Below are 23,695 nucleotides of genomic sequence, written 5' to 3'. Positions count from 1 at the left end.
CTACGCGGACTAACTGCGCCTGGGGCCCCTCCAGCTGTCGGCCCCCGCCGCCCGGGGCACGGCGGCGGCCGGGGCTCAGGGCAAGGTGAAGGCCTGGGCCCGCACGGAGGCGAACCTGCTCTATCCGGCCATGGATCCCCTGCAGACCCTCGACAAGCAGCAGAAGATCGCCCTGCTCGAGCAGATGGACAAGTTTGCCCGCAGCCTGGATCCCGCCATCAATCAGGTGATGGCCTCCATCAGCGGCGTCTATGAAGAGATCCTGGTGGCGGCTACCGATGGCACCCTGGCCGCCGACGTGCGCCCCCTGGTGCGGTTGTCGGTGACCGTCATCGCCGAGAAGGGCGACAAGCGTGAGCGCGGCAGCGCCGGTGGCGGTGGCCGTTTCGGCTATGACTATTTCCTCGAGCTGGATGGTCTGGAGAGCCGCGCCTTCGGCTATGTGCGGGAAGCCGTGCGCCAGGCCCTGGTGAACCTGGAAGCCATCGATGCACCGGCCGGTGCCATGCCCGTGGTGCTCGGCGCAGGCTGGCCCGGGGTCTTGCTGCACGAGGCGGTGGGTCATGGGCTGGAGGGAGACTTCAACCGCAAGGGCTCCTCCGCCTTCGCCGGTCGCATCGGCGAGCAGGTCGCCTCCAAACATTGCACCATCGTCGATGATGGCACCCTGCCGGGTCGACGTGGCTCCGTCTCCATCGATGACGAAGGGACGCCGGGTGGCTACAACGTGTTGATCGAAAACGGGATCCTCAAGGGTTACCTGCAAGACAAGCAGAATGCCCGGCTGATGGGGGTGCCGCTGACCGGCAACGGCCGCCGTGAATCCTACGCCGCCCTGCCCATGCCGCGCATGACCAACACCTACATGCTGGCGGGTCAGTACGATCCGGCGGAAATCATCGCCTCGGTGAAGAAGGGGATCTATGCCCCCAATTTCGGTGGCGGCCAGGTGGACATCACCTCCGGCAAGTTCGTCTTCTCCGCCTCCGAGGCCTACCTCATCGAGGATGGCAAGATTGGTGCTCCCATCAAGGGGGCTACTCTCATCGGCAACGGCCCGGAGGCCATGAGCCAGGTCTCCATGGTGGGCCGGGATCTGCAACTGGATCGCGGTGTCGGCATCTGCGGCAAGGAGGGGCAGAGCGTCCCGGTCGGGGTCGGCCAGCCGACCCTGAGACTCGACAGCCTGACCGTGGGCGGCACCCAGTAAGTCCGCCGTCGACAGACTTGCCTGCAAACCCCGGCCTTGGCCGGGGTTTTTGTTGGGGCCGTGGGTGGGCAATAAAAAGCCCCGGCGAAGGCCGGGGCTGGACAGAGTCGGGTCAGTTGACCGAGATGGCGCGAGCGTCGATGTAGTAATGGGTATTGCCTTGAGGATCCTTGCTGATCCTGGCGATCAGCCGGTTGGCGCTCTTGTACTCCCAGTCCTGTGCGATCTGCGCGGGGTTGGGGCTGGTGACGCCCACCACGTTCAGGTACTCATGAAACAGACTGTAGCCACGGATCTCGGTCAGCAGGTTATCCATCTCATCTCTCCCAGGTGGTCATTAATCGGGCAATACCACTCTAGGCTTCACAAGCTGAACCCGTCATGTACAAAAAACAAACTATCCGGCGAGGCTGCCGCGCCCTCACAAGGTTCAGGATTTGGGGGCAACCTGGCCGGGTTCAATGTGTCTGTCGCCGGTGGGGATATGGTGCTGGACCTGGGCCGCCGGGGCGCCGTGGAATACCGGATCCTGCGCCACTTCCTTGATGCCGTTGATGCAGAACTGCATGCCCATGCACACCAGCAGGAAGCCCATGATGCGGGTCATGGCGTCGATGCCGGTGGCGCCGAGGAGCTTGCACACCGGGTCCGCCAGCTTGAGCACGCCCCAGCTCAACAAGCTCATCAGGGCGAAGGCGGTGACCATGCCGGAGTAGATGACGAAGCGGTTGTAGTCAGCCGGCAGCTCGGCGATCTGGGCGGCGCCGCTGATCACCAGCGCCATGGTGCCGGGACCGCACATGCTGGGCATGGTGAGGGGGACGAAGGCGATGCTCTGGTTGATGTCGTTTTCGGTGGCCTGCGCCGGCGCCGGGAACAACATGCGAAAGCCGATGAAGGCGATGATGAGGCCGCCGGCCAGACGCAGGCCGGGGATGGAGATACCAAACAGATCCAGGATGGAGGAGCCGATGAAGAAGCTGACGCAGAGGGTTGCGAACAGATAGAGGGCGGCCAGATTGATCTGGCGCCGGACATGTTCGCGTGACATGCCTTTGCTCAGGCCCAGCAGCAGGGTGGCGGTGGTGGGCGGGTTGACCATGGGCAGCAGTGCCAGCAAGGCGATGAATACGACCTGGAAGAACATCTTGCACCTCAAGTTAGTTGGCTGAAACGGGAGCCAGACACGGCTCTGGCGAAAGAGGTAGGTTACTCTACTGAGCCTGCCTGAACGGAGGCATAACAGCGAGCCCCGAAAACCGGGGCTCGCTGTCTGAATCGGATCAGGGCTCAGCAACTGGCAGGCCAGTGCGACGCGTCTGGCCTGGGGTTGCTCAGGCTGTCTGTGGCCGGGTCTGATGCTGGCTACGCTGGCGGAGCCAGAAGATCAGGCCGAGAACGAAGCCAAGGGCAGCCAGACTGACCACATAGTGTGATGGTGCCAGCATGTCCTCCTTCATCCACAGGGTCACCAGCATGGGGGTCAGGCCGCCGAAGATGGCGTAGGCCACGTTATAGGAGAAGGACAACCCGGAGAAGCGCACCACGGCCGGGAAGGCGTTGACCATCACATAGGGTACGGCCCCGACGATGCCGACGGCGAAGCCGACCAGGACGTAGAGGGGGATCAGCTGATCCATGCCCGCCGCCAGACCGTGATAGAACGCATAGGTCGTGGCAGCCAGCAGCAGGGAGCCCAGCATGAAGGTGGGTCCGCTGCCGATGGCATCAATGAGGCGGCCATAGCAGATGCAACCCAGGGTCAGGGCCAGGATCGCCAGGGAGTTGGCGGTCAGGGCGTCGGTCGGGGTGATGCCATGCGCCTTCTGCAGATAGGTCGGGGTCATCAGGATCACCACCACGATGCCGGCGGAGAGCAGCCAGGTCAGCAGCATGGAGACGATGACGCTGCCCTTGTGTTCACGGAGCACCGTCTTGAGGGGCAGCTCCTCGGCCAGCGCCTTGTTGGCCTGCATCTCGGCAAACACCGGGGTCTCGTGCAGCCAGCGGCGCAGATACATGGCGACGATGCCAAAGACACCGCCGAGCACGAAGGCCAGACGCCAGCCCCACTCGCTCACCTCGATCGGGCTCATGCCGCGGTTGATGGCGGTGGCGACCAGGGAGCCGAGCAGGATGCCGGCGGTCAGCCCCGCGGTGAGGGTGCCGCAGGCGACGCCGACCCGCTTGGCGGGCACATGTTCGGCCACGAACACCCAGGCACCCGGCACCTCGCCACCGATGGCGGCCCCTTGCAGGATCCGCAGCAACAGCAGCAGCAGGGGAGCGGCGATGCCGAGGGCCGCATAGGTGGGCAGCAGGCCGATCAGCAGGGTGGGCAGGGCCATCATGATGATGCTCAGGGTGAACATGCGCTTGCGGCCGATGAGATCGCCGAAGTGGGCCATGATGATGCCGCCAAGGGGGCGGGCCAGATAACCGGCGGCGAAGATGCCGAAGGTCTGGAACTGGCGCAGCCACTCGGGGATATCGGCCGGGAAGAACAGCTCGCCGATGACCACGGCGAAGAAGACGAAGATGATAAAATCGTAAAACTCGAGGGCGCCGCCGAGGGCCGCCAGGCTCAGGGTCTTGTAATCCTGTCGGTTGAGGGGGCGATTATGCTCACGCGGTGTGGTGACTGTAGTCATATCCTTATGTTTCCCATCGTTTTTTTAGTTATTGTTCCCCATCATCTGCGGGGATACGCTCACCCACGAGGGTATGCTTTTGTATCCTGCAATGTAAATCGCACAATTCGCAACACAGTCTTGCAACACCGAGCTCACAAGCGGGCCGGAGATAGGCTGGCCGTGGATCCCGGATCCGTGGCGGCGGCGATGGTTGCGTGGCTCCCATCTACGAGGGTTGGATAGAGAATGACGAAGACCAAGGTGCTGCTCTCCTGGAGCAGCGGCAAGGACAGCGCCTGGGCACTGCATCGGCTGCGCCAGGACCCGGCCATCGAGGTGGTGGGGCTGTTCACCACCCTCAATCAGGCGTTCGAGCGGGTCGCCATGCACGGGGTGCGCAAGCAGCTGCTGATGCAGCAGGCCGAGTGTGTGGGACTGCCGATAGAGACCATCGACCTCCCCTGGCCCTGCAGCAACGAGGATTACGGCCGCATCATGACCGGTTTCATTGAAGGGGTGGTGGCGCGGAGGATCCGGCACATGGCGTTCGGGGATCTCTTCCTCGAGGACGTGCGCGCCTATCGGGAGCGTCAGCTAGAGGGGACCGGGATCTCGGCATTGTTCCCGCTCTGGGGCAGCGATACTCGCACCCTGGCGGGAGAGATGATGGCGGCCGGGCTGAAGGCGCGGATCAGCACCCTCGACCCCAAGCGGCTGGAGATGAGCCTGGGGGGGCACGAGTTCGACGAGGCTCTGCTGGCGGCCCTCCCGGAGGGGGTGGATCCGTGCGGCGAGAACGGGGAGTTTCACACCCTGGCCTATGACGGTCCCATGTTCTCGCGGCCGCTGGCCATCGAGACAGGGGAAACCGTGGTAAGAGACGGATTCGTCTTTACGGATCTGCTGCCTGCGGGCCACCAGGCGAGATGAATGACAAGGGTGATGCCAGCTGGCCAGATAAAACGGCTGATAACAAAACGCCGACCCCAGGGTCGGCGTTTTTGTTGGCGTCAGCCGGTGGCTAGCGGGCGGCGAAGGTATCGCAACTGGCGGGTTTGCCGCTGTCGAAGCCCTTCTTGAACCAGGCCAGACGTTGGGCCGAGCTGCCATGGGTGAAGCTGTCCGGCACCACCCGGCCCTGTCCCTGCTGCTGCAACCTGTCGTCGCCGATGGCCTGGGCGGCGTTGAGGGCCTCTTCGATATCCCCGTGTTCCAGCACCTGCTCCCGCTCCATGTAGTGGCCCCAGACCCCGGCGAAGCAGTCGGCCTGCAGCTCCAGCTTGACCGAGAGTCGGTTCTGGGCGACCTGGCTCAGTCCCTGTTGCTGCTGGCGCACCTTGGTGGAGATGCCGAGCAGGTTCTGGACGTGATGGCCCACCTCGTGGGCGACCACATAGCCCTGGGCGAAGTCACCGTCGGCCCCGAGCTTGTCGCGCATGTCCTGATAGAAGGAGAGATCGATGTAGACGGACTTGTCCGCCGGGCAGTAGAAGGGGCCCATCACCGACTGACCCTGACCGCAGCCGGTGCGGGTGGCGCCGCGATAGAGCACCAGCTTGGGGGGCTGATACTGGCTGCCGTTCTGGGCGAAGATCTCCCCCCAGGCATCCTCGGTGGAGGCGAGCATCACCGAGGTGAACTTGGCCAGGGGATCGTTGGCGGGTTGAGACACATTCTGGCGCGGCGCCTGGGTTTGCGGGGCCGGATCGTTGAGCAACGGGCTGAGATCCACCCCGTAGTAACCGGCGATCATCACTACGACCACCAGGATGAGGCGTCCCTTGCCGCCGATGGGCAGGCCGCCACCTCCGCTGCCGCCCCCATCCTGACGCCTGTCTTCTACGTTGTTGCTCTCCCGACGATTTTGCCAGCGCATGTCTGCCTGCTCCCGTGATTGGTCGTGGCAGTAATGATAATGGCTGCGGGCGTGCCTTGCCTAACGGATGGCCTTACTCGGCCCAGGGCATCTCGGGCAGGCTGTCGAGGAATTCGGCGTAGCGGGTCAGGTTGAAGGGGCCTTGATCCGCCTCCATCGCCATCAGCTCGGCGCCGAGGGCGCAGGCGATGTATTGCAGCGCCTCTTCCCGCGGGGTGCCTTTCATCACCAGCCGCATCAGGGTGGCCTTCACCTCTAGGGGGTTGCCGTCGGCGAGCTGGTTATCCACCATTTCCAGCAGGGTCTGTTCGTCGAAAAATTCGGTGCTCTCTGTCATGTCTTGTTCCTGAGTCGAAGGGTAGGAGTGTCATTGGGCGGGCATTATAACCGCATCCGGCCCGGGCCTAGGTAGCGCGGTGCCAAGTATCCGCGTCAGGCGGCACTTTTTACCCGCCCCCCTTGCCAAGGGGAAAGCGCGGGGGCAGTCTTGTTGGCTTCTCTCGTCCCCGTTTTCCGACTAGAAGAGCCTTGCCATGATCCTCTCCGAGCGCCTCGCCCTGCGCGAGCTCAATCTCACCGATGCCCCCTTCATCCTCGAACTGCTCAACGATGGCGACTTCCACCGCTGGATAGGCGATAGGGGCGTGCGCACCCTGAGCGGTGCCGAAGAGTATATCCAGCAGGGGCCGGCGGTCAGCTATGCCCGGCATGGTCATGGTCTCTATCTGGTGAGTCGGCGGGAAGATGGCGCCAGGATAGGCATCTGCGGCCTCATCAAGCGCGATACCCTGCCGTGCGAAGACATCGGCTACGCCTTCTTGCCGGCTTACCGCGGTTTGGGATACGGGGTCGAGGCGGCGCAGGCCGCGATCCGGGATGGGCGTGAGCGGCTCGGTATCGAGCGGGTCATCGCCATCGTCACCCCGGGCAACGAGCGTTCGGTTGCGCTGCTGGCCAAGCTGGGGCTCACTCAGGGCAAGCTGATCAAACTGGGTGACAGTGAGGAGGAGTGTCTGCTGCTGGAAGCATCGGACCAGGAGCCGTGCGTTTTATCGTGAGACAAGGGAGGCCGCCGTGAGTTGCGGCCTGTTTGCATCGGGTCTGCCATGGGCAGTGCTGATCAGTTGAGATCCTCGATGGAGAACTCGCCGGGGATGCCGTCACAGGAGATGGCGAAGCCACCACTGAAACGGGTGCTGAACTGGATCAGGAAGGCATCATAATCCTGCTCTTGCGGGGGCAGGTTGACGGGCTTGCTACGACGCAGGGGTTTGTGTGTTTGTACTGCTTTCATCATGGTATTTCTCTATATCAATGAGGTGTTTGCTCCTTGTTTTTGCAAATGTCAGGTCAATGGGCGTGGTCAGATCCACGCAGGAATACCCAGCCCTGTCAGGGGCGTCTGCACTTTTCAAGGAAATGCGCCAAGGATCACGCGGATGCATGATGCTACTTGGAAGTGGGCAGATCGGGTCTGCGCCGTGAAAACCGGGCAACGCAGGCAGACAGCCTGACGGTTTTCGAGGCGAGTAAATCAGAGGGAGGTTATGTGTGTACTGGCAGGATTCATCTAACGGTGAAGCATTGCGAACATAATCAGGGCTGATTAACTAGCCGGCGCGCATTCTCTCCTCGATTTGCCTGAAAAGCAAACAAATATTTGGTGCCATCATTTCACCCCCATGTTTTTCACTGCCGCATCAGACAAAAAAGGGCTCCCGTCGGGAGCCCTTGCTGTTGGCCATCATGGTTTGAGGCAATGGCTTGGTCGCTGCCGCTCGCCTGCTTGGCCGCAGTGATCCATAGGGTGTGATGGCCATGCTCATGTTGGAGATGCCGGATAGAAAAAGGGCTCCCGCCGGGAGCCCTCTCTGTTGGCCATCATGGCTTGAGGCAATGGCTTGGTAGTTGCCGCTCGCCTTCTTGGCCGCGGTGATCCACAGGGTGTGATGGTCATGCTCATGTTGGGTATGCCGGATAGAAAAAGGGCTCCCGCCGGGAGCCCTCTCTGTTGGCCATCATGGCTTGAAGCAGTGGCTTAGTAGCCGCCGCTCGCCTTCTTGGCCGCGGTGATCATGGGGGTGATGGTCATCCCCTGCACCACGATGGAGAACATCACCACCGAGTAGGTCATCACCAGGATGACTTCCCGCAGGTCGACCCCATGTTCCGGCAATATCATGACGCCGGAGGGCAGCGCCAGGGCCATGGCCATGGCCAGGCCACCGCGCAGGCCACCCCAGGTCAGGATGCGGATGGAGAAGGTGTTGTAGCTGCGGAAGCGACGGAAGGCCACATAAGGCAGGGACACGCTGATGAAGCGGGCGGCCAGACAGAGCGGCACCGCGATGACCAGCAGGATCCAGTCACGCCAGGCCAGATCCAGCAGCACCAGCGCCAGACCGATCAGCAGGAACAGCAGGGCGTTGAGGAACTGATCCATCAACTCCCAGAAGTGATCCAGGTGGTGGCGGCTCTGCTCGGAGAAGCCGGAGTGGCGGGTCCAGTTGCCGATCATGATGCCGGTCACCACCATGGCCAGGGCGCCGGAGACGCCGATCATGTTGGCGAAGGCGAAGCCGGCGGTCGGGATGCACAGGGTCAGCAGCAGCTCGAGGGAGCCGTCGTCGGTGGCGCTGATCATCACGTGGGCGATGAGGCCCAGCACGGCGCCGAACAGGATGCCGCCGAGGGCTTCATGCAGGAACAGACCGGCCACGCTGGTGAAGGTCGGTTCTACGCCACCGAAGGCCACGGCAAAGACGGTGGCAAAGATGACGAGGCCGACGCCGTCGTTGAACAGGGATTCCCCCTCGATCTGGATGGCGATCTGGGGTGGCGCCTTCATCTTCTTGACGATGGCCAGCACGGCGATGGGGTCGGTGGGGGAGATCAGGGCACCGAACAGCATGCAGTAGATCAGCGGAACGTCCCAGCCCAGCAGGCTGGAGATGAACCAGAAGCCGTAGCCGATGATGAAGGTGGAGAGCAGGGTCGCGACGATGGAGAGAATGGTGATCTCCCACTTCTGGCTGCGCAACGCCTTCAGATTGATGCCGAGCCCGCCCGCGAACAGCAGGAAGCCCAGGATCCCTTTCAGCAGGAAGTTCTGGAAGTCAATGCTCTCCATGGTCTTGACGGCCAGAGGTTCCAGATTGAACCAACCCAACTTACCAAACAGCACCATCAGGGCGGAGATCAGCATGGATCCTGCGGTGATGGCGATGGTGGTCTGGATCTTTACAACATACTGGTTGGCAAAGGCGATGAAGATCGCCAACGCTGCCAAGAAACAGAGTGTGTAGTAGACGCTCATAGTTATTTTTTCTCGTTTTAGTAGACAGCAAGCACGTATCCCTATCAAGGACGGGCATAGGGTACTCTCGGGACACATCTTACTCATTACCTATTTGTGAGTATATGGCGGTCGGTTACGGACAGATAGACGGCTAGATTTCCATTTGATTTTTTTGCTGTTAGGATGGAGGCCACGTAGTTGCATGGATGTGAGAGGAACGAGCGGTGTCGAACATAAAAAAGAAGCTGGAAGCCTGCCTCAGGGAACGGATCCTGATCATCGACGGGGCCATGGGCACCATGATCCAGGGCTACAAGCTCGGTGAATCGGACTACCGGGGTGAGCGCTTCGCCGACTGGCATACGGACATCAAGGGCAACAACGATCTGCTGGTGCTGACCAAGCCCGCGGTGATCCGCGAGATCCACGATCAATACTGTGCCGCCGGGGCCGACATCCTCGAAACCAACACCTTCAACGCCACCCGTATCGCCATGGCCGATTACGAGATGGAAGAGCTCTCCGCCGAGATCAACCGGGAAGCCGCCAGGCTGGCCCGGGCCGTGGCGGACGAGTGGACGGTGAAAGAGCCGCACAAGCCTCGCTTCGTGGCCGGTGTGCTGGGCCCCACCAACCGTACCGCCTCCATCTCGCCGGACGTCAACGATCCCGGCAAGCGCAACGTCACCTATGACGAGCTGGTGGCCGCCTACACCGAATCGACCCACGCCCTCATCGAAGGGGGGGCCGACATCATCCTGATTGAAACCATCTTCGATACCCTCAACGCCAAGGCTGCCGCCTTCGCGGTGGAAGGGGTGTTCGAGGCGCTGGGCCATGCCCTGCCGGTGATGATCTCTGGCACCATCACGGACGCCTCGGGTCGCACCCTGTCCGGCCAGACCACGGAAGCCTTCTACCATTCCCTGCGCCACGTCAAACCCATCTCGTTTGGCCTCAACTGTGCGCTCGGTCCGGACGAGTTGCGCCAGTACGTGGAAGAGCTCTCCCGCATCAGCGAATCCTGCGTGAGCGCCCACCCCAACGCCGGCCTGCCCAACGCGTTTGGCGAGTACGATCTCGACGCGGTCGAGATGGCGGAACACATCCGCGAGTGGGCTTCGAGCGGCTTCCTCAATCTGGTGGGGGGCTGCTGCGGCACCACCCCGACCCATATTCGCGCCATGGCGGACGCCGTGGCGGGCATCAAGCCCCGCGTCTTGCCAGAGATCCCGGTGGCCTGCCGGTTGTCCGGTCTCGAACCCCTCATCATCACGGCGGAATCCATGTTCGTGAACGTGGGGGAGCGCACTAACGTCACCGGCTCGGCGCGGTTCAAGCGCCTCATCAAGGAGGGGCTCTATGACGAGGCCCTGGATGTGGCCAAGCAGCAGGTGGAGAGCGGCGCCCAGATCATCGACATCAACATGGACGAGGGCATGCTGGACGCCGAGGCGGCCATGGTGCGTTTCCTCAACCTCATCGCCGGCGAGCCGGACATCGCCCGGGTGCCGGTGATGATCGACTCCTCCAAGTGGGAGGTGCTGGAAGCCGGCCTCAAGTGCGTGCAGGGCAAGCCGGTGGTCAACTCCATCTCCATGAAGGAGGGGGAGGAGAAATTCATCCAGCAGGCGAAGCTGCTGCGTCGCTACGGCGCCGCCGTCATCGTCATGGCCTTCGACGAGGTGGGCCAGGCGGACACCCGCGCCCGCAAGTTCGAGATCTGCCAGCGCGCCTATCGCATCCTGGTGGATCAGGTGGGCTTCCCGCCGGAAGACATCATCTTCGACCCCAACATCTTCGCGGTGGCGACCGGCATTGACGAGCACAACAACTACGCGGTGGACTTCATCGAGGCGGTGAAGGACATCAAGGACAACCTGCCCCACGCCATGATCTCCGGCGGCGTCTCCAACGTCTCCTTCTCCTTTAGGGGCAACGAGCCGGTGCGTGAAGCCATCCACGCCGTCTTCCTCTACCACGCCATCCAGAACGGCATGGACATGGGCATCGTCAACGCCGGTCAGCTCGCCATCTATGAGGACATCCCGGCTGAGTTGAAAGAGAAGGTCGAGGCCGTGGTGCTCAACCTCAACCCCGATGCCACCGAGGCGCTGCTGGCCATCGCCGAGAAGTATCGCGGTGCCGGTGCCCAGGCGGAGGATCCGCGGGATCAGGAGTGGCGCAGCTGGCCCGTGGGCAAGCGGCTCGAGCACGCCCTGGTCAAGGGACTCACCGACTTCATCGAAGAGGATACCGAAGAGGCGCGGGCCGGAGCCGAGCGGCCGCTGCACGTCATCGAGGGGCCCCTGATGGACGGCATGAACGTGGTCGGCGACCTGTTCGGCGCGGGCAAGATGTTCCTGCCCCAGGTGGTGAAGTCCGCCCGGGTGATGAAGCGGGCGGTGGCCTATCTGCAGCCCTACATAGAGGCGGAGAAGCAGGGGGGCTACAGCAACGGCAAAATCGTACTCGCCACCGTGAAGGGGGATGTGCACGACATCGGCAAGAACATCGTCGGGGTGGTGCTGCAGTGCAACAACTTCGAGATCGTGGATCTCGGGGTCATGGTCTCCTGCGAGACCATCCTCAAGACGGCTCGCGAGGTGAACGCAGACATCATAGGCCTGTCCGGCCTTATCACCCCCTCGTTGGATGAGATGGTGCACGTCGCCAAAGAGATGGAGCGTCAGGGCTTCAAGCTGCCCCTGCTCATCGGTGGCGCCACCACCTCCAAGGCTCATACCGCGGTCAAGATAGAGCAGAACTACAAGGAGCCCGTGGTCTATGTGTCGAACGCCTCGCGCGCCGTGGGGGTGGCCCAGAGCCTGCTGAGCCCAGAGCTCAAGCCCGCCTTCGTCGCCCGCATCGACAAGGAGTACGAGATTGCCCGCGAGCAGCATGCTCGCAAGCAGCCGAGATCCAAGCCGGTCAGTCTGGCCCATGCCCGCGCCAACCGTCATCAGCTGGACTGGGTCGGCTATCAGCCCCCGGCACCTCGCGAGCCCGGGGTGCAGCAATTCGAGAACGTGCCCATTTCGGTACTGCGTCCCTACATCGACTGGACGCCGTTCTTCCTGAGCTGGGAGCTGGCGGGCAAGTATCCGCGCATCCTGGAAGATGAAATCATCGGCGAGGAGGCAACCAAGCTGTTTGCCGATGCCAACGCCATGCTGGACAAACTCGAGCAGGATCAAAGCGTGCGCTGCGCCGGCATCGTCGGCCTCTTCCCCGCCAACGCCGTGGGGGACAGCATCGAGGTCTACACCGACGAGTCGCGCACCCAGGTACGCAAGGTGCTGCACCACCTGCGCCAGCAGAGCGAGAAGCAGGGCTTCCCGAACTACTGTCTGGCGGACTATGTGGCACCGAAAGAGAGCGGCAAACCGGACTGGATCGGTGCCTTCGCCGTCACCGGCGGCATCGGTGAAGAGGCCATCGCCAACGCCTATAAAGCGGAGCACGACGACTACAACGCCATCCTCATTCAGGCAGTGTGCGACCGTCTGGCCGAGGCCTTCGCCGAGTACCTGCACGAGCAGGTGCGCAAAGTGCACTGGGGCTATGCCCCGGACGAGGCGCTCAGCAACGAGGAGCTGATCCGCGAAAATTACCAGGGGATCCGCCCCGCGCCGGGTTATCCGGCCTGCCCCGAGCACACCGAGAAGGGGAGCATCTGGGAGCTGCTGGGGGTAGAGCCGGCCATCGGCATGAAGCTCACCGAGTCTTACGCCATGTGGCCGGGGGCGGCGGTCTCCGGCTGGTACTTCTCCCATCCAGACAGCAAATACTTCGCGGTGGCGCAGATCCAGCAGGATCAGGTGGAAGACTACGCCGTGCGCAAGGGCATGACTCTGGTGGAAGCCGAGCGCTGGCTGGGGCCTAACCTGCATTGATCGACAGGGTCTGCGGACCCTGTATCGAGGTAATGATGAAGATTGGATTTGTCGGCCTGGGGGCCGTGGTGCAGACGGCCTATCTGCCTGCCCTCGCAGCATTGGCGGAAAATGCTGAAATATGGGGATTTGACCCGGCGCAGACGCTGCCGGGGGTGATGCAAACCCAAAGTCTGGAAGCCTTGCTGGCGCTGCCCCTGGACCGGCTGGTCATCGCGACCCCCTCTTTGCTGCACCTGCCGGTGCTGGAGCAGGCGCTGGCGAGCGCCATCCCCTTGATCCTGGTCGAAAAACCCGTGGTGGCCAGCCTGGCCCAGCACGACCGCCTGCTGGCCCTGCTGGCGGATCCTGCCGTGGCGAGTCGGGTGTTGGCGCTGGATCACTGGATGGCGCGCCGCGCCGCGCAGCAACTGCTCGGTGAGGGACTGGATGCCGGCTGGCAGCCTCAGGGGGCGGCCGTTCGGCCCGCGACCCTTGAGGATGTGGCTGAAGTGGAAGGTTTTTTGCTGGAGCCTTGCGGCATCGACGCACAGGGTCATCCCTTCGCCCTCAACTTCGCCACCGGCGAGCCGGATCAGCGGACCTTCCGCCATCCGGATGGGGTCATCCTCGACATCGGCACCCATGTATTGGCGATGATCCGCGAACTGCTGGTGGCCCTCGGCGGGGATGACAGCCTGCACCTGGTGGCGGAAGGGGTCTGCGATCGGCTGGGGCGGCCCATCGCACGGGGCGATCTGAGTACGGCGGAGGGACGTGCCTGCCTGCGCGGGGAAGCGGCCGGGGTGTCCGTCACCCTCTGGCTCGACAAGTACGCCGGGCCCGGTGTGGAGAAGAAGGGATTACGCCTGACGCTCAAGGATGGCCGGGTGATCGAGCTGCTGCGAAGCGGCAACCTGGCCTGGCTGCACCATCATGAAAACGGGGGGGCGCAACGCTGGCAGCTGGAGGGATCCCTCTATCGTCACTGCATCGCCCAGACCCTGCTGGCGCCAATCCCTGTCGGGGGATGGGGCGGGGTCACCGCCCGCCGCCTGCAGGAGGTGGGGCTGCTGCTCGGCCTGCAACAGCAGTTGCGCGGCCCGCACTGAAACGGCCTTAGAGGGCATTGGCAAGACGGCGCTCTTTGTCCAGGGCCCTTCTTGCAGAACGGCACATGGTGAGGGGAAAGGATTGGCGTTGCCAGTCGTTCATGGCACCTTATACTCTCCAGTCCGATTATCAGGTCTGCCATTTCCATGAATATTGCCATTTTATCCCGTGAGCCCAACAACTACTCCACCCGCCGCCTGGTCGAGGTGGCCCGGGCCCGTGGTCATCAGGTCGAAGTGCTCGACACCCTGCGCTGCTACATGAACATCGCCTCTCACAGCCCCTCTATCCACTACGAGGGCCGGGAACTGGCGGGCTATGACGCCGTGATCCCGCGCATCGGCGCCAGCATCACCTTCTACGGCACCGCCGTGCTGCGCCAGTTCGAGATGATGAACACCATGGCCCTGAACAGCTCGGTGGCCATCTCCCGCTCCCGGGACAAGCTGCGCGCCATGCAGCTGCTCTCCCGCCATGGCATCGGCCTGCCCATCACCGGTTATGCCCACAGCACCCACGACGTGCCGGATCTCATCACCATGGTGGGCGGCGCCCCCCTGGTGGTGAAGCTGCTGGAGGGGACCCAGGGCATAGGCGTGGTGCTGTGCGAAACCCAGAAGGCCGCCGAGAGCGTGATCGAGGCCTTCATCCAGACCAACAACAACATCCTGGTGCAGGAGTATATCCGCGAGGCCAATGGCGCCGACATTCGCTGCCTGGTGGTCAACGGCAAGGTGGTGGCCGCCATGCGTCGTCAGGCCCAGCCCGGTGAGTTTCGCTCCAACCTGCACCGTGGCGGCACCGCCGAGGCGATCAAGATCAGCCCCGAGGAGCGGGCGACCGCGGTGCAGGCCGCCAAGATCATGGGGCTGGACGTGGCCGGGGTGGACATCCTTCGCAGCGCCCGCGGCCCTCTGGTGCTGGAGGTGAACTCTTCCCCCGGCCTGCAAGGGGTGGAAGCCGCCTCCGGCAAGGATGTGGCGGGCAAGATCATCGAGTACCTGGAGCTCAAGGCGAGCCGCAAGCACAAGCCGGCGGAGTGACGGCAAAGCCGATGGTTGGAGATGACAAGGCGCCTTAGGGCGCCTTGTCGTTTTCTGGCCTCAATATTCTATATATGGGCAGGTTGCTGTGGGCAGTCTTCCAATTGCGCAAGATAGCACTCAAGGTTGCTTGAGACTTTTTCCAAAACCCTTGGTAGATAGGGTATTAGGTCTGTGAATCCAGAGCGTTCTGGGCCGCCATGATAGTATCTGCAGTGCCCCAGAATGGCTTCTCGCTCTTCGGCTGCTATTTGCTGCAGCGGGTCACGGTCGTTGTAATCGTGCAAATTGGATAAGTGAATGAATGCGCATCCAAGGTTGTACACAGACTTTGTCCAACCTTGTAGTTGCTGAGCCAGTTCAACCATTTCGCTATCTGTTACACGAGCGCGGCCGCGAGATTGCTGCCATCGTTGGCCATTTACGGAAGCTTCTATCAGGAGAGTTTGTCGATAGGGCTCCTGACTCAGTAAGTAAATGACTCGCACCATTGAGTCCAGCTCTTGACGAAGCACCGCAATCATTTGGCTAGGGATGTTCGCTGATACCAGGAGCTGCATAGCTCTTTTATGGTCGTTAGAACGGTTTCGTATCTGTCTTATAAAAATGGATTTTTCATTCATGTAACATTGCTCCCCATCTCCAGCTTGGCGCTGAACACCCCCTCCTCCAGCCGGGTGATGATGTGCCAGTCCAGCTTCTCGCAGATGCGCTGGATGATGGTGAGGCCGCAGCCATAGCCCAGGATCTGATCCGGCGCCGCCGCCGTGGGGTTGCTGATGGTGAGGGTCTGCCGGCTCAGGGCGATCTCGATGTGGCCATCGGCGTAGCTGAGGGCATTCTTGAGCAGGTTGCCGAGCGCGATGGCGAGCAGGGAGAGGGGGGCCTGCACCTCACTCTGTTCGTCCAGATTGAGCCGGATCTCGACGCTCTCCCGCTGCAGCAGAGGCGCGAGACGGGCCAGCTCCCGGCGGATCAGCGGGGCGACCAGCTGGGGCGGGCGTTCCACCGCCTCCTTGCGACCCAGCAGCAGGAAGGTCTCGGTGAGCAGGGCCATCTCGTCGCTGGCGGTGCGGATGCGCCCCGCCGCCCGGGCCGCCGGAGCAGGCAGATCGCTGACCTTGCCGAGCAGGGCCGCCGAGCCCTGGATCACCATGTTGGGGGTGCGCAGCTCGTGGCTCGCGAAACGGCTGAACTCCTGCTCCCTGGCGAACACGGCGGCGACCTCCTGCTTGCCGGCCAGCAGTGCCTGTTCGATGTCTCTCAGCTCCTGCCAGGGGGCGTCCGGCACGAAGTCGGCCCGATCCGGGGTGAGGTGGGCAACCCGCTGACGCAAGCGCTCCAGCGGCCGGGTGATGTGACGCACCAGCCAGATGCCGAAGGCGACGCAGCCGAGCAGCAGGGTGAGGCCGATCAGTCGGGTGATCAGGTGCAGCCTGTCTTCGTAAGGATCCAGGTAGTCGTCGGCGTCGTCGTTGAAGACCAGATAGAGCAGGCCCTGGCCGGAGGGGTGAGGTCGCACCAGGAAGTGTTTGTCCTCCTCGCCGAGCTGATGCTCATAGAATCCCGGGGTCTGGTAGGGCCTCAGCCAGGCGGGGAGGCGCCCGGCCTGGGTCCAGTAGCTGGAGAACTGGCGCGGGCTGGGGGCGGGGGCCAGTTCTCCCAGCCGCAGCCAGTCATCGCCATAGCGGGTGACCTCGGCCTCCAGCCAGTGGCGCAGGCTCAGCTCCTCCATTTTGCTCTCCGCCGCCACCATCAGCAGGCTGAGGGTGGTCAGCAGCAGGAGCCCGGCTCCCCCCAGTATCAGGATCAGCCGTTTGCGCAGGCTGGGCAGCTTGCTGGCGCTCTCCTCGTGGTCGCGGTTCATGACGAGGCGGTCAGCCGGTAGCCCTGACCGTGCAGGGTTTCCAGCATGGGGGTGGGAAAGGGCTTGTCGAGGGCGTTGCGCAGGGCATAGATGTGGCTGCGCAGGGCGTCGGAGTCCGGCTCCTCATCGCCCCAGACGGTGTCCAGCACCTCCTGACGGGTGACCAGCTGGGGGGCCCGTTTCACCAGCAGACTGAGGATCTGAAACGGGATCTTGCCGAGCCTGAGCTCCACCCCGGCGCGGTGGGCGCGGCCGCTGGCGGGATCCACCGTCAGCTCGCCGAAGCTGAGCGTTCCCATGTCTCCTCTGGGTCCGCGCAGGGCCAGGGCCTGCAACCTGACTTCCAGCTCCTCCATGGCGAAGGGCTTGACCAGGTAGTCGTCGCCGCCGGCGCGAAAGCCCGCCAGCTTGTCGTCCAGGCTGTCGCGGGCGGTGAGAAACAGCACCGGGGTCGGGATGCCATCGGCCCTCAGCTGCTCCACGGTGCGCAGGCCGTCGAGGCGCGGCATCATGACGTCCATGATGATGACGTCGAAGCGCTGCTCCGCCAGCAGCTGCAGGGCGGCCTGGCCGTGGTAGGCACAGTCCAGCTGGTGCCCCGCGAGCTCCAGGTAGTCCATGATGGTCTCCGCCACCTGGGGATTGTCTTCCACCACCAGTATTTTCATGTTCTGATCTCCTGGTTGTGGCCGCGATTTCACGGCCGCTTCACACCGGATGAGGCATGCTGTGTGCCAGTGTAACCCCGAGGATCCCCGATGACGAAGCCCCTCTGCGCGCTCTTGCTATTGATTTTGCTGCCCTTTGGGGCGGCTCATGCGGCTGAGTTCAAATTGATCGGCCGCACCAGCTGGCAGCTTGGCCAGCTGATGGTCAATGGCATCCCCTTTGTCATCGATGAAGATACCCGCTTCAAGGACGGTCTGGACGAGGACGATCTCGGCGGAACCTGGGTCGAGCTGGAAGGGGAGATGCGAGGGGATCGCCGCCTGATCCACAAAGTGGAGGCGCTGGAAGAGGATGATGAGATGGATCTGGAGGGGCCGGTGGCGCAGGGGCGGATCTGGGGCTATGCCGCCTCGGACGGCAGCCTGGCCCCTTTTGAAGGACGCTGGCTGGAGCTGGAGTGCAAGTTTGACGGCATGCGGCTGAGTCGTTGCCAGGAAGAAGATTGAGCCACCTCGACCGTAGGCCGGAAAAAAGAGCGGATCCGGCCCATAGTTAAACCTCGCGTCACCACGACCCCGAGGTCCCCATGACAAACGCCCCACTGATCCTCTGTCTGCTGCCCCTCGGCGCCCTGGCCATGGAGCCCGAGCTCTGGCTGGTGGAACTGGAACATAACGATGGCATTCGCCTGCAGTTTCAGGGGGCCGAGCTGGAGCTCGGCAGCGCCGATCTGGTGGGGATCGACGGGCCGGATGCCCTCCAGCCGGGCATGCGCCTCGCCATCGAGAGTCGTCATGGCGTCGCCGAGCAGATCCGCTTGCTCACCTCGGCACCGACCCTGACCCAGAGCAGCCAGTGGTCACGGGCAGAGGACAGGCTGCTGGCCGCAGCGGGGCAGACCCTGTTGCTGCAGGAGCTGGGAGTGCTGGTGTTCGATGGGAACACGCGCTGGCAAAATGGCAGCCCGGCGGATCTGCAATCGGGACGCAAACTGGTGCTGACCCGTGACGAAGAAGGGCACCTGACGGACATATTGATCCCCAACCCGGAAGAAGACCCTGAATAGGGCTAAATAATATTCAGATATGATGGGTATTATTTAATCGTATTAACTAGCACACATGGCTCGTCGGTAATTAAAAACTTAAACACCACGAAATTCATAAAATAAATAATAAAGTAATAGCTCTGATATCAAGCTTGTCATTATTAAATAAGCTCAATGTTAATTGCCGGATTCACGGTTTATATAAAGTAAACTGTGGACTCGATCGCAATTGGCTTTGTTCTTCGCTGATATTTTCCCTCTTGCATGCAGCAAGAAAAATAATTTGCATGCCAAACATTAAATATTGGGGGAGCTATGGATAAATTAAAAACAAGCAGTTTGGCGTTGACCATCTCGACGCTGCTGATGAGCCAGGCCTATGGGGCTGAGCCCATCTACCCTGATCAGCTGCGCCTCTTCTCACTCGGAACCGGGGTATGCGGGGATAATTACCGCCCCGTAAATCGGGAAGAAGCACAGAGTGTCCGCAATAATATTGTGGCCATGATGGGGCAATGGCAGATCAGCGGGCTGGCCAATAACTGGGTTATTATGGGGTCAGGCTACAATGGTGAAATAAAACCCGGAAACGCATCTGATACCTGGTGTTATCCAACCAATCCGGTCACCAGTGAAATACCCGTATTGCCTGCGATGAATATTCCAGACGGCGATGAGGTGGACGTACAATGGCGGCTGGTGCATGACAGTGCCAATTTCATCAAACCCGCCAGCTACCTCGCCCATTATCTTGGCTATGCCTGGGTGGGGGGTGACCACAGCCCCTATGTGGGCGAGGACATGGACGTGAGCCAGGATGGCGACAGCTGGCTCATCCGCGGCAACAACAGCGGCGGTTGCGACGGCTATCGCTGCGGCGAGAAAACCAGCATCCGGGTCAGCAACTTCGCCTACACCCTGGATCCCGAGAGCTTCAGTCACGGCGAGGTGACCCAGTCCGATCGCACCCTGATCAAGACGGTCGTAGGGTGGGCCGTCAACGACAGCGACACCCCCCAGTCCGGCTATGACGTGACCCTGCGCTACGACACGGCCACCAACTGGTCCAAGACCAACACCTATGGTCTGAGCGAGAAGGTCTCCACCAAGAACAAGTTCAAGTGGCCCCTGGTGGGGGAAACTGAGCTCTCCATCGAGATCGCCGCGAGCCAGTCCTGGGCCTCCCAGAACGGGGGCGCGACCACCACCTCTCTGTCCCAGTCGGCGCGCCCGACCGTGCCCGCCCACTCCAGGATCCCGGTGAAGATCGAGCTCTACAAGGCGAACATCTCCTACCCCTACGAGTTCAAGGCGGACGTCAGCTACGATCTCGCCCTGAACGGCTTCCTGCGCTGGGGCGGCAACGCCTGGCACACCCATCCGGACAACCGCCCGACCTGGAACCACAGCTTCGTCATGGGCCCGTTCAAGGACAAGGCGAGCAGCATTCGCTACCAGTGGGACAAGCGTTACATCCCGGGTGAGGTGAAGTGGTGGGACTGGAACTGGACCATACAGCAGAACGGTGCCGATACCATGAAGCAGGCCCTGGCCAGGGTGCTGCGCCCGGTGCGCGCCAGCATCACGGGTGACTTCCACGCCGAGAGCCAGTTTGCCGGCAATATCGAGATCGGTGCGCCCGTTCCCATCGGGAGTGACAGCAAGGTGCGCCGCGCCCGCAGTGTTGACAGCCAGGCTGGCGGGCTGCGCCTGGAGATCCCCCTGGATGCCGGCGAGCTCTCCGCGCTGGGCTTTGACAACGTCCAGATCAAGCTGGAACCCGCGACCAACCAGTGAATTCGTGGCAGTGAAATAAGTATGTTAAACCGGGCTTTTGCCCGGTTTTTATTTGTGAAAAATAAGATAAACAGTGCTTTCCACTGCCCTGATCACGTCGCCCGTTTGCCGCTTATACGTGTTTCCGAGTGCAAGCAGGGCGCATCCCGCCGACTTCCCTTGCTGGCGGGCGACCTGAACGATATAAATTCAGCTCAAATGGGGCTATTGATGAGCCATTCCCCTATCAAAAGAAGGTCAATAGGGATTGCCGCAGAAGTGGCTTCTACACTCAATGCCAGGCCCGCAAGAGGATGCGGGCCGCGAGAGGACAAGGATGAGCTGCGATGGAACAAGAGACGGACGGGATCAGGATCTCCGATCTCAATGAGGCAGTGGTGCACGGCATCCTCGAGGTGATCAGCGAAGGGATCTGGGACTGGAATGCCAACACGGGGTTCGTTTACCGCAATGCCGGCTGGTATCTGATGCTGGGTTACGATCCCCACTCCCTGGAGAACACGGTATTCACCTGGGAGAGCGTGATCCACCCCGACGATCTGGCCCACGTCATGGCCTGTTTCGATGACTGCCTGAACGGCAAGGCCTCCGACTACAGGGCCGAGTACCGTTGTCGCTGCCGCAATGGGGAGTACCGCTGGATAGAGGACAGCGGCCGCATCATAGCGCGCAACCCCGATGGTTCCGTGGCCCGGATGATCGGGGCCCATCGTGATATTCACGCCCAGCGCGAGCTCTATGTGCGGCTGGAGCTGCACAACCGCAGCCTGGAGCAACAGGTCGCCGAGCGCACGGCCGAGCTGGAGTGCCTCAACCGGGCGCTGCAGCATCAGGTGGAGGAGAACCGCCGCCTGGCGGAGACGGATGTGCTGACCGGTGCCGCCAGCCGGTATCGGCTGGAACAGGCGATCCGGCTGGAACACGAGCGGGCGCGGCGCTTCCAGGAGCCCTTTTCCGTGATCGCCATGGATGTGGATGACTTCAAGCAGATCAATGACAGTCATGGTCACGGGGTGGGCGACAAGACCCTCATCGACATCGTCAAGGCGACCCGGGGCGGGATCCGCGAGATCGATCTGCTCGCCCGATGGGGAGGCGATGAGTTCATGCTGATCCTGCCCAACACCCGGCTGGCGGATGCCCTGCTGGTGGCCGAGAAGCTGCGCCTGCGACTCGGGCATCTGCGGGTGATGGAGCGGGACCCCATCACCCTGAGCTTCGGGCTGGTGGAGTCGCAGCCCGAGGAGGCGGTGGCCCAGCTGATGGCGAGGGTGGACAGGGCGCTCTACCGGGCCAAGCTGGCGGGCAAGGACCAGCTCTGTGGCTAGACATGGGCCGGGCCGAGGGGCTGCCATGGGCCTCTCTTCCCCCGAATGCGGCTTGATCTCGCTCTCTGCTTGACGCCAACCCGGCTCACTGGTCTGATGCGCGCTCTTTTCATACCTGTGAGATATACCTTGATGAAGAAGTGCCTCCTGATTGCCCTGACCGCCCTGCCGTTGATGGTCCACGCCGGCCTGATGGACTCCCTGACCGATACCATGACCAGCAGCCTCACCAACAGTGCCAAAGAGATGGCCGGTACGGCCATGGATGACGCCGCCAATGCCGCGGTCAAACGGGCGCTGGAGATCAAGGAAGGGGGCTCCAGCAAGGATGCCATCAAGGCAAAGCTGGGAGCGCCGGCCAGCACCGAGACCGTCGAGGGGCGGGAAGTGTGGCGTTATGACCTGACTGCCCTGAACAAGATCTCTCCCACCCTGGCCGAGACCAGCAAGGTGCTGTTCAAGGATACCGAGATAGAGAACAAGCACGTGCTCATCCAGTTCGACGGCGAGACCGCCAAGACGGTGAGCCTGGCGGACAAGGCCAGGGCATAAGCCAGACAACAAGGGGCCATGGGCCCCTTGTTGTTATCGATGGCCAGGGCTCTGCCTTGGCACCATGACAAAGAGGGTGGCCATGGCCACCCTCTTTGGGTTGTCGGAGCGCTTACTTGTTCGCTTCGGCAAACTGCTTCATCACTTCGGCATGCTTGGTCATGCCGTCGGCGCGCAGCTCCAGATTCTTGACGAACTCGGCCTTCTTGGCCGGATCTTCAATCTTGTCGTAGCGCTGCTGCAGGTGGGCCTGGATCTGCTCCGGGGTCATGTTCTTCATGCGGGCCATCTTGTCGTGGCGACCGCCATGATGCTTGCCATCCTTCATGGCACAATCGGCCATGGGGGCACCGGGCTGCGCCGTGCTCACGGCTTCACTGGCGGCATAGGCGCCGAGCGGCAGGCCGAGGATCAGGGTGGCGGTCAACAGGGTCTTGGTCAGCTTTTTCATAGGTAACTCCTTTCGGATGAATGCGGGATTCGGCTCGTTCGCCTTGGTACTCAGTAAACACCGAGGAAGTGTCTGAAATTTGCCAGTTGAAGCCTATTTTGTAGCAGAGTGTGGCATCCAGGCACGTTGGCACACTTTGACATAACCCCCAAGACCGATTTTCGTATAATCGTCCCAGCTCGATAACGGGAGAGACAGTGATGAACCAAGGCAGCCCTCATATTCTGGTGGTGGACGACCACAGCGAGATCCGCGATCTGCTCAAGCGCTTTCTGGAACAGCACGGGATGCGGGTCAGCTGTGCCCGCGATGGCAAGGAGATGAAACGCCTGCTGGAGGAACGGGAATTCGACCTGCTGGTGCTGGATCTGATGATGCCGGGGGAGGATGGTCTGACCCTGTGCCGCGAGCTGCGCGTCAAATCCAGCCTGCCCATCATCATGCTCACCGCCATGGGGGAGGAGACCGACCGCATCATCGGGCTGGAGATGGGGGCCGACGACTACCTCGCCAAGCCCTTCAATCCCCGCGAGCTGCTGGCCCGGATCAAGGCGGTGATGCGCCGTACCCAGGCCGAGCCCCAATCCCTGCCCGAGACCCTGACCCGGGATCTGCGCTTCGATCGCTGGCTGCTGGACATCCATCGCCGGGAGCTGGTGGATGAGGAAGGGGTGGGGATGAGCCTCTCCACCGCCGAATTCGATCTGCTGAAGGTTTTCCTCGAGCGCCCCCAGCGGGTGCTGAGCCGGGATCAACTGCTGGATCTGGCCCGTGGCCGGGAGGCGGTGGCCTTCGATCGCGCCATCGACACCCTGGTGAGCCGGCTGCGGCGCAAGCTGGAGCGGGATCCCAAGAACCCGGAGCTCATCAAGACCATCTGGGGTGGTGGCTACCTGTTCGCCGCCGACGTGACCCAGGAGTGAGCCGGTGACTGC

At 62.2% G+C, this 23,695-nt stretch carries 22 protein-coding genes and 1 pseudogene; 12 read left to right on the top strand and 11 right to left on the bottom strand.

Translation table 11 applies throughout. From position 1 onward, the window contains the following. Positions 1 to 13: 13 nt before the first annotated feature. A pseudogene (gene tldD / locus ACW5W7_RS20440) lies at positions 14 to 1,210 on the top strand (metalloprotease TldD); the annotation flags it as partial. A 112-nt stretch (positions 1,211 to 1,322) separates the two neighbouring features. On the opposite strand, the gene ACW5W7_RS20435 reads toward tldD, so the two are convergent. From ACW5W7_RS20435 to ACW5W7_RS20425, 3 genes are all read right to left on the bottom strand, one after another. Beyond that, positions 1,323 to 1,526, bottom strand: a complete 204-nt coding sequence (locus tag ACW5W7_RS20435) for a hypothetical protein (RefSeq protein ID WP_349920717.1) — start codon at positions 1,524 to 1,526, stop codon at positions 1,323 to 1,325. A 114-nt stretch (positions 1,527 to 1,640) separates the two neighbouring features. Next, the gene (locus tag ACW5W7_RS20430; protein WP_456502889.1) at positions 1,641 to 2,357 is read right to left on the bottom strand and encodes a MarC family NAAT transporter; all 717 of its coding nucleotides are present in this window, start codon (positions 2,355 to 2,357) and stop codon (positions 1,641 to 1,643) included. 187 nt (positions 2,358 to 2,544) lie between these two features. Next, the gene (locus tag ACW5W7_RS20425) at positions 2,545 to 3,861 is read right to left on the bottom strand and encodes an MFS transporter (RefSeq protein ID WP_456502888.1); all 1,317 of its coding nucleotides are present in this window, start codon (positions 3,859 to 3,861) and stop codon (positions 2,545 to 2,547) included. Positions 3,862 to 4,089: 228 nt separating this feature from the next. On the opposite strand from ACW5W7_RS20425, the gene ACW5W7_RS20420 reads away from it, so the two are divergent. Then, entirely contained in the window at positions 4,090 to 4,773 is a 684-nt protein-coding gene (locus ACW5W7_RS20420; protein WP_456502887.1) for a Dph6-related ATP pyrophosphatase, read from the top strand. A gap of 91 nt (positions 4,774 to 4,864) precedes the next feature. Here ACW5W7_RS20420 and ypfJ read toward each other — a convergent pair whose 3' ends face one another. Together ypfJ and ACW5W7_RS20410 are read right to left on the bottom strand one after the other, a co-directional pair. Beyond that, complete coding sequence (gene ypfJ / locus ACW5W7_RS20415) at positions 4,865 to 5,719, bottom strand: KPN_02809 family neutral zinc metallopeptidase (protein ID WP_456502886.1); 855 nt, start codon at positions 5,717 to 5,719, stop codon at positions 4,865 to 4,867. A 73-nt stretch (positions 5,720 to 5,792) separates the two neighbouring features. Continuing rightward, positions 5,793 to 6,056 (bottom strand): hypothetical protein, encoded by a 264-nt coding sequence (locus ACW5W7_RS20410; RefSeq protein WP_434665240.1) that lies wholly within the window; start codon positions 6,054 to 6,056, stop codon positions 5,793 to 5,795. Positions 6,057 to 6,252: 196 nt separating this feature from the next. On the opposite strand from ACW5W7_RS20410, the gene ACW5W7_RS20405 reads away from it, so the two are divergent. Further along, positions 6,253 to 6,777: a GNAT family N-acetyltransferase gene (locus ACW5W7_RS20405; RefSeq protein ID WP_456502885.1), complete on the top strand. Its 525-nt coding sequence runs from the start codon at positions 6,253 to 6,255 to the stop codon at positions 6,775 to 6,777. A 62-nt stretch (positions 6,778 to 6,839) separates the two neighbouring features. Here the strand turns inward: ACW5W7_RS20405 and ACW5W7_RS20400 are convergent, their stop codons facing one another. Together ACW5W7_RS20400 and ACW5W7_RS20395 are read right to left on the bottom strand one after the other, a co-directional pair. Next, on the bottom strand, positions 6,840 to 7,016 hold the full coding sequence (locus tag ACW5W7_RS20400) for a hypothetical protein (RefSeq protein ID WP_100858785.1): 177 nt from the start codon (positions 7,014 to 7,016) through the stop codon (positions 6,840 to 6,842). A gap of 741 nt (positions 7,017 to 7,757) precedes the next feature. Then, positions 7,758 to 9,035, bottom strand: coding sequence for a cation:proton antiporter (locus ACW5W7_RS20395; RefSeq protein ID WP_456502884.1), 1,278 nt, complete (start codon positions 9,033 to 9,035; stop codon positions 7,758 to 7,760). Between the two features lie 206 nt (positions 9,036 to 9,241). On the opposite strand from ACW5W7_RS20395, the gene metH reads away from it, so the two are divergent. The 3 genes from metH to rimK all read left to right on the top strand — a co-directional run bounded on the left by metH (position 9,242) and on the right by rimK (position 15,048). After that, the gene (gene metH, locus ACW5W7_RS20390) at positions 9,242 to 12,913 is read left to right on the top strand and encodes a methionine synthase (protein WP_456502883.1); all 3,672 of its coding nucleotides are present in this window, start codon (positions 9,242 to 9,244) and stop codon (positions 12,911 to 12,913) included. A gap of 35 nt (positions 12,914 to 12,948) precedes the next feature. After that, positions 12,949 to 14,004 (top strand): Gfo/Idh/MocA family oxidoreductase, encoded by a 1,056-nt coding sequence (locus ACW5W7_RS20385; protein WP_456502882.1) that lies wholly within the window; start codon positions 12,949 to 12,951, stop codon positions 14,002 to 14,004. A 147-nt stretch (positions 14,005 to 14,151) separates the two neighbouring features. Further along, a complete protein-coding gene (gene rimK, locus ACW5W7_RS20380; RefSeq protein WP_349920727.1) occupies positions 14,152 to 15,048 on the top strand; it encodes a 30S ribosomal protein S6--L-glutamate ligase in 897 nt (298 codons plus the stop codon). Positions 15,049 to 15,116: 68 nt separating this feature from the next. Here the strand turns inward: rimK and ACW5W7_RS20375 are convergent, their stop codons facing one another. Genes ACW5W7_RS20375 through ACW5W7_RS20365 form a run of 3 tightly spaced genes read right to left on the bottom strand, consistent with a single transcriptional unit; the run spans position 15,117 to position 17,583 of the window. Then, positions 15,117 to 15,671, bottom strand: a complete 555-nt coding sequence (locus ACW5W7_RS20375; protein ID WP_456502881.1) for a hypothetical protein — start codon at positions 15,669 to 15,671, stop codon at positions 15,117 to 15,119. After that, positions 15,668 to 16,915 (bottom strand): sensor histidine kinase, encoded by a 1,248-nt coding sequence (locus ACW5W7_RS20370; RefSeq protein WP_456502880.1) that lies wholly within the window; start codon positions 16,913 to 16,915, stop codon positions 15,668 to 15,670. The genes ACW5W7_RS20375 and ACW5W7_RS20370 overlap by 4 nt, the downstream gene beginning before the upstream one ends. Next, positions 16,912 to 17,583: a response regulator gene (locus tag ACW5W7_RS20365; protein WP_434665253.1), complete on the bottom strand. Its 672-nt coding sequence runs from the start codon at positions 17,581 to 17,583 to the stop codon at positions 16,912 to 16,914. The genes ACW5W7_RS20370 and ACW5W7_RS20365 overlap by 4 nt, the downstream gene beginning before the upstream one ends. 90 nt (positions 17,584 to 17,673) lie before the next feature. Between ACW5W7_RS20365 and ACW5W7_RS20360 the strand changes: the two genes are divergently transcribed. The 5 genes from ACW5W7_RS20360 (at position 17,674) to ACW5W7_RS20340 (ending at position 22,309) form a co-directional block, all read left to right on the top strand. Continuing rightward, positions 17,674 to 18,090, top strand: coding sequence for a DUF5666 domain-containing protein (locus ACW5W7_RS20360; protein ID WP_456502879.1), 417 nt, complete (start codon positions 17,674 to 17,676; stop codon positions 18,088 to 18,090). An 80-nt stretch (positions 18,091 to 18,170) separates the two neighbouring features. Next, positions 18,171 to 18,650, top strand: coding sequence for a hypothetical protein (locus ACW5W7_RS20355; protein ID WP_456502878.1), 480 nt, complete (start codon positions 18,171 to 18,173; stop codon positions 18,648 to 18,650). A gap of 297 nt (positions 18,651 to 18,947) precedes the next feature. Beyond that, positions 18,948 to 20,429, top strand: coding sequence for an aerolysin family beta-barrel pore-forming toxin (locus tag ACW5W7_RS20350; RefSeq protein ID WP_456502877.1), 1,482 nt, complete (start codon positions 18,948 to 18,950; stop codon positions 20,427 to 20,429). 326 nt (positions 20,430 to 20,755) lie between these two features. After that, positions 20,756 to 21,757, top strand: a complete 1,002-nt coding sequence (locus tag ACW5W7_RS20345; protein WP_349920733.1) for a sensor domain-containing diguanylate cyclase — start codon at positions 20,756 to 20,758, stop codon at positions 21,755 to 21,757. A 132-nt stretch (positions 21,758 to 21,889) separates the two neighbouring features. Beyond that, entirely contained in the window at positions 21,890 to 22,309 is a 420-nt protein-coding gene (locus ACW5W7_RS20340; protein WP_456502876.1) for a hypothetical protein, read from the top strand. Between the two features lie 112 nt (positions 22,310 to 22,421). On the opposite strand, the gene ACW5W7_RS20335 is transcribed toward ACW5W7_RS20340, so the two are convergent. Then, positions 22,422 to 22,760, bottom strand: coding sequence for a hypothetical protein (locus ACW5W7_RS20335; RefSeq protein ID WP_349920735.1), 339 nt, complete (start codon positions 22,758 to 22,760; stop codon positions 22,422 to 22,424). A 200-nt stretch (positions 22,761 to 22,960) separates the two neighbouring features. Here ACW5W7_RS20335 and ACW5W7_RS20330 point away from each other — a divergent pair, with 200 nt between their 5' ends. Continuing rightward, entirely contained in the window at positions 22,961 to 23,683 is a 723-nt protein-coding gene (locus ACW5W7_RS20330; RefSeq protein WP_349920736.1) for a response regulator, read from the top strand. The last annotated feature ends 12 nt before the right edge of the window (positions 23,684 to 23,695 follow it).

The organism is Aeromonas intestinalis, assembly GCF_054052485.1.
This window is presented reverse-complemented; position numbering and strand designations above follow the sequence as displayed.

Bases quoted from the DNA above. Each gene is read 5' to 3' on its own strand.
- ypfJ (WP_456502886.1), bottom strand. From the start codon at position 5,719: ATGCGCTGGCAAAATCGTCGGGAGAGCAACAACGTAGAAGACAGGCGT.
- ACW5W7_RS20430 (WP_456502889.1), bottom strand. From the start codon at position 2,357: ATGTTCTTCCAGGTCGTATTCATCGCCTTGCTGGCACTGCTGCCCATG.
- ACW5W7_RS20345 (WP_349920733.1), top strand. From the start codon at position 20,756: ATGGAACAAGAGACGGACGGGATCAGGATCTCCGATCTCAATGAGGCA.
- ACW5W7_RS20355 (WP_456502878.1), top strand. From the start codon at position 18,171: ATGACAAACGCCCCACTGATCCTCTGTCTGCTGCCCCTCGGCGCCCTG.
- rimK (WP_349920727.1), top strand. From the start codon at position 14,152: ATGAATATTGCCATTTTATCCCGTGAGCCCAACAACTACTCCACCCGC.
- ACW5W7_RS20360 (WP_456502879.1), top strand. From the start codon at position 17,674: ATGACGAAGCCCCTCTGCGCGCTCTTGCTATTGATTTTGCTGCCCTTT.
- ACW5W7_RS20375 (WP_456502881.1), bottom strand. From the start codon at position 15,671: ATGAATGAAAAATCCATTTTTATAAGACAGATACGAAACCGTTCTAAC.
- ACW5W7_RS20365 (WP_434665253.1), bottom strand. From the start codon at position 17,583: ATGAAAATACTGGTGGTGGAAGACAATCCCCAGGTGGCGGAGACCATC.
- ACW5W7_RS20435 (WP_349920717.1), bottom strand. From the start codon at position 1,526: ATGGATAACCTGCTGACCGAGATCCGTGGCTACAGTCTGTTTCATGAG.
- ACW5W7_RS20335 (WP_349920735.1), bottom strand. From the start codon at position 22,760: ATGAAAAAGCTGACCAAGACCCTGTTGACCGCCACCCTGATCCTCGGC.
- ACW5W7_RS20350 (WP_456502877.1), top strand. From the start codon at position 18,948: ATGGATAAATTAAAAACAAGCAGTTTGGCGTTGACCATCTCGACGCTG.
- ACW5W7_RS20405 (WP_456502885.1), top strand. From the start codon at position 6,253: ATGATCCTCTCCGAGCGCCTCGCCCTGCGCGAGCTCAATCTCACCGAT.
- ACW5W7_RS20410 (WP_434665240.1), bottom strand. From the start codon at position 6,056: ATGACAGAGAGCACCGAATTTTTCGACGAACAGACCCTGCTGGAAATG.
- ACW5W7_RS20370 (WP_456502880.1), bottom strand. From the start codon at position 16,915: ATGAACCGCGACCACGAGGAGAGCGCCAGCAAGCTGCCCAGCCTGCGC.
- ACW5W7_RS20395 (WP_456502884.1), bottom strand. From the start codon at position 9,035: ATGAGCGTCTACTACACACTCTGTTTCTTGGCAGCGTTGGCGATCTTC.
- ACW5W7_RS20340 (WP_456502876.1), top strand. From the start codon at position 21,890: ATGAAGAAGTGCCTCCTGATTGCCCTGACCGCCCTGCCGTTGATGGTC.
- ACW5W7_RS20420 (WP_456502887.1), top strand. From the start codon at position 4,090: ATGACGAAGACCAAGGTGCTGCTCTCCTGGAGCAGCGGCAAGGACAGC.
- ACW5W7_RS20330 (WP_349920736.1), top strand. From the start codon at position 22,961: ATGAACCAAGGCAGCCCTCATATTCTGGTGGTGGACGACCACAGCGAG.
- ACW5W7_RS20400 (WP_100858785.1), bottom strand. From the start codon at position 7,016: ATGATGAAAGCAGTACAAACACACAAACCCCTGCGTCGTAGCAAGCCC.
- ACW5W7_RS20385 (WP_456502882.1), top strand. From the start codon at position 12,949: ATGAAGATTGGATTTGTCGGCCTGGGGGCCGTGGTGCAGACGGCCTAT.
- ACW5W7_RS20425 (WP_456502888.1), bottom strand. From the start codon at position 3,861: ATGACTACAGTCACCACACCGCGTGAGCATAATCGCCCCCTCAACCGA.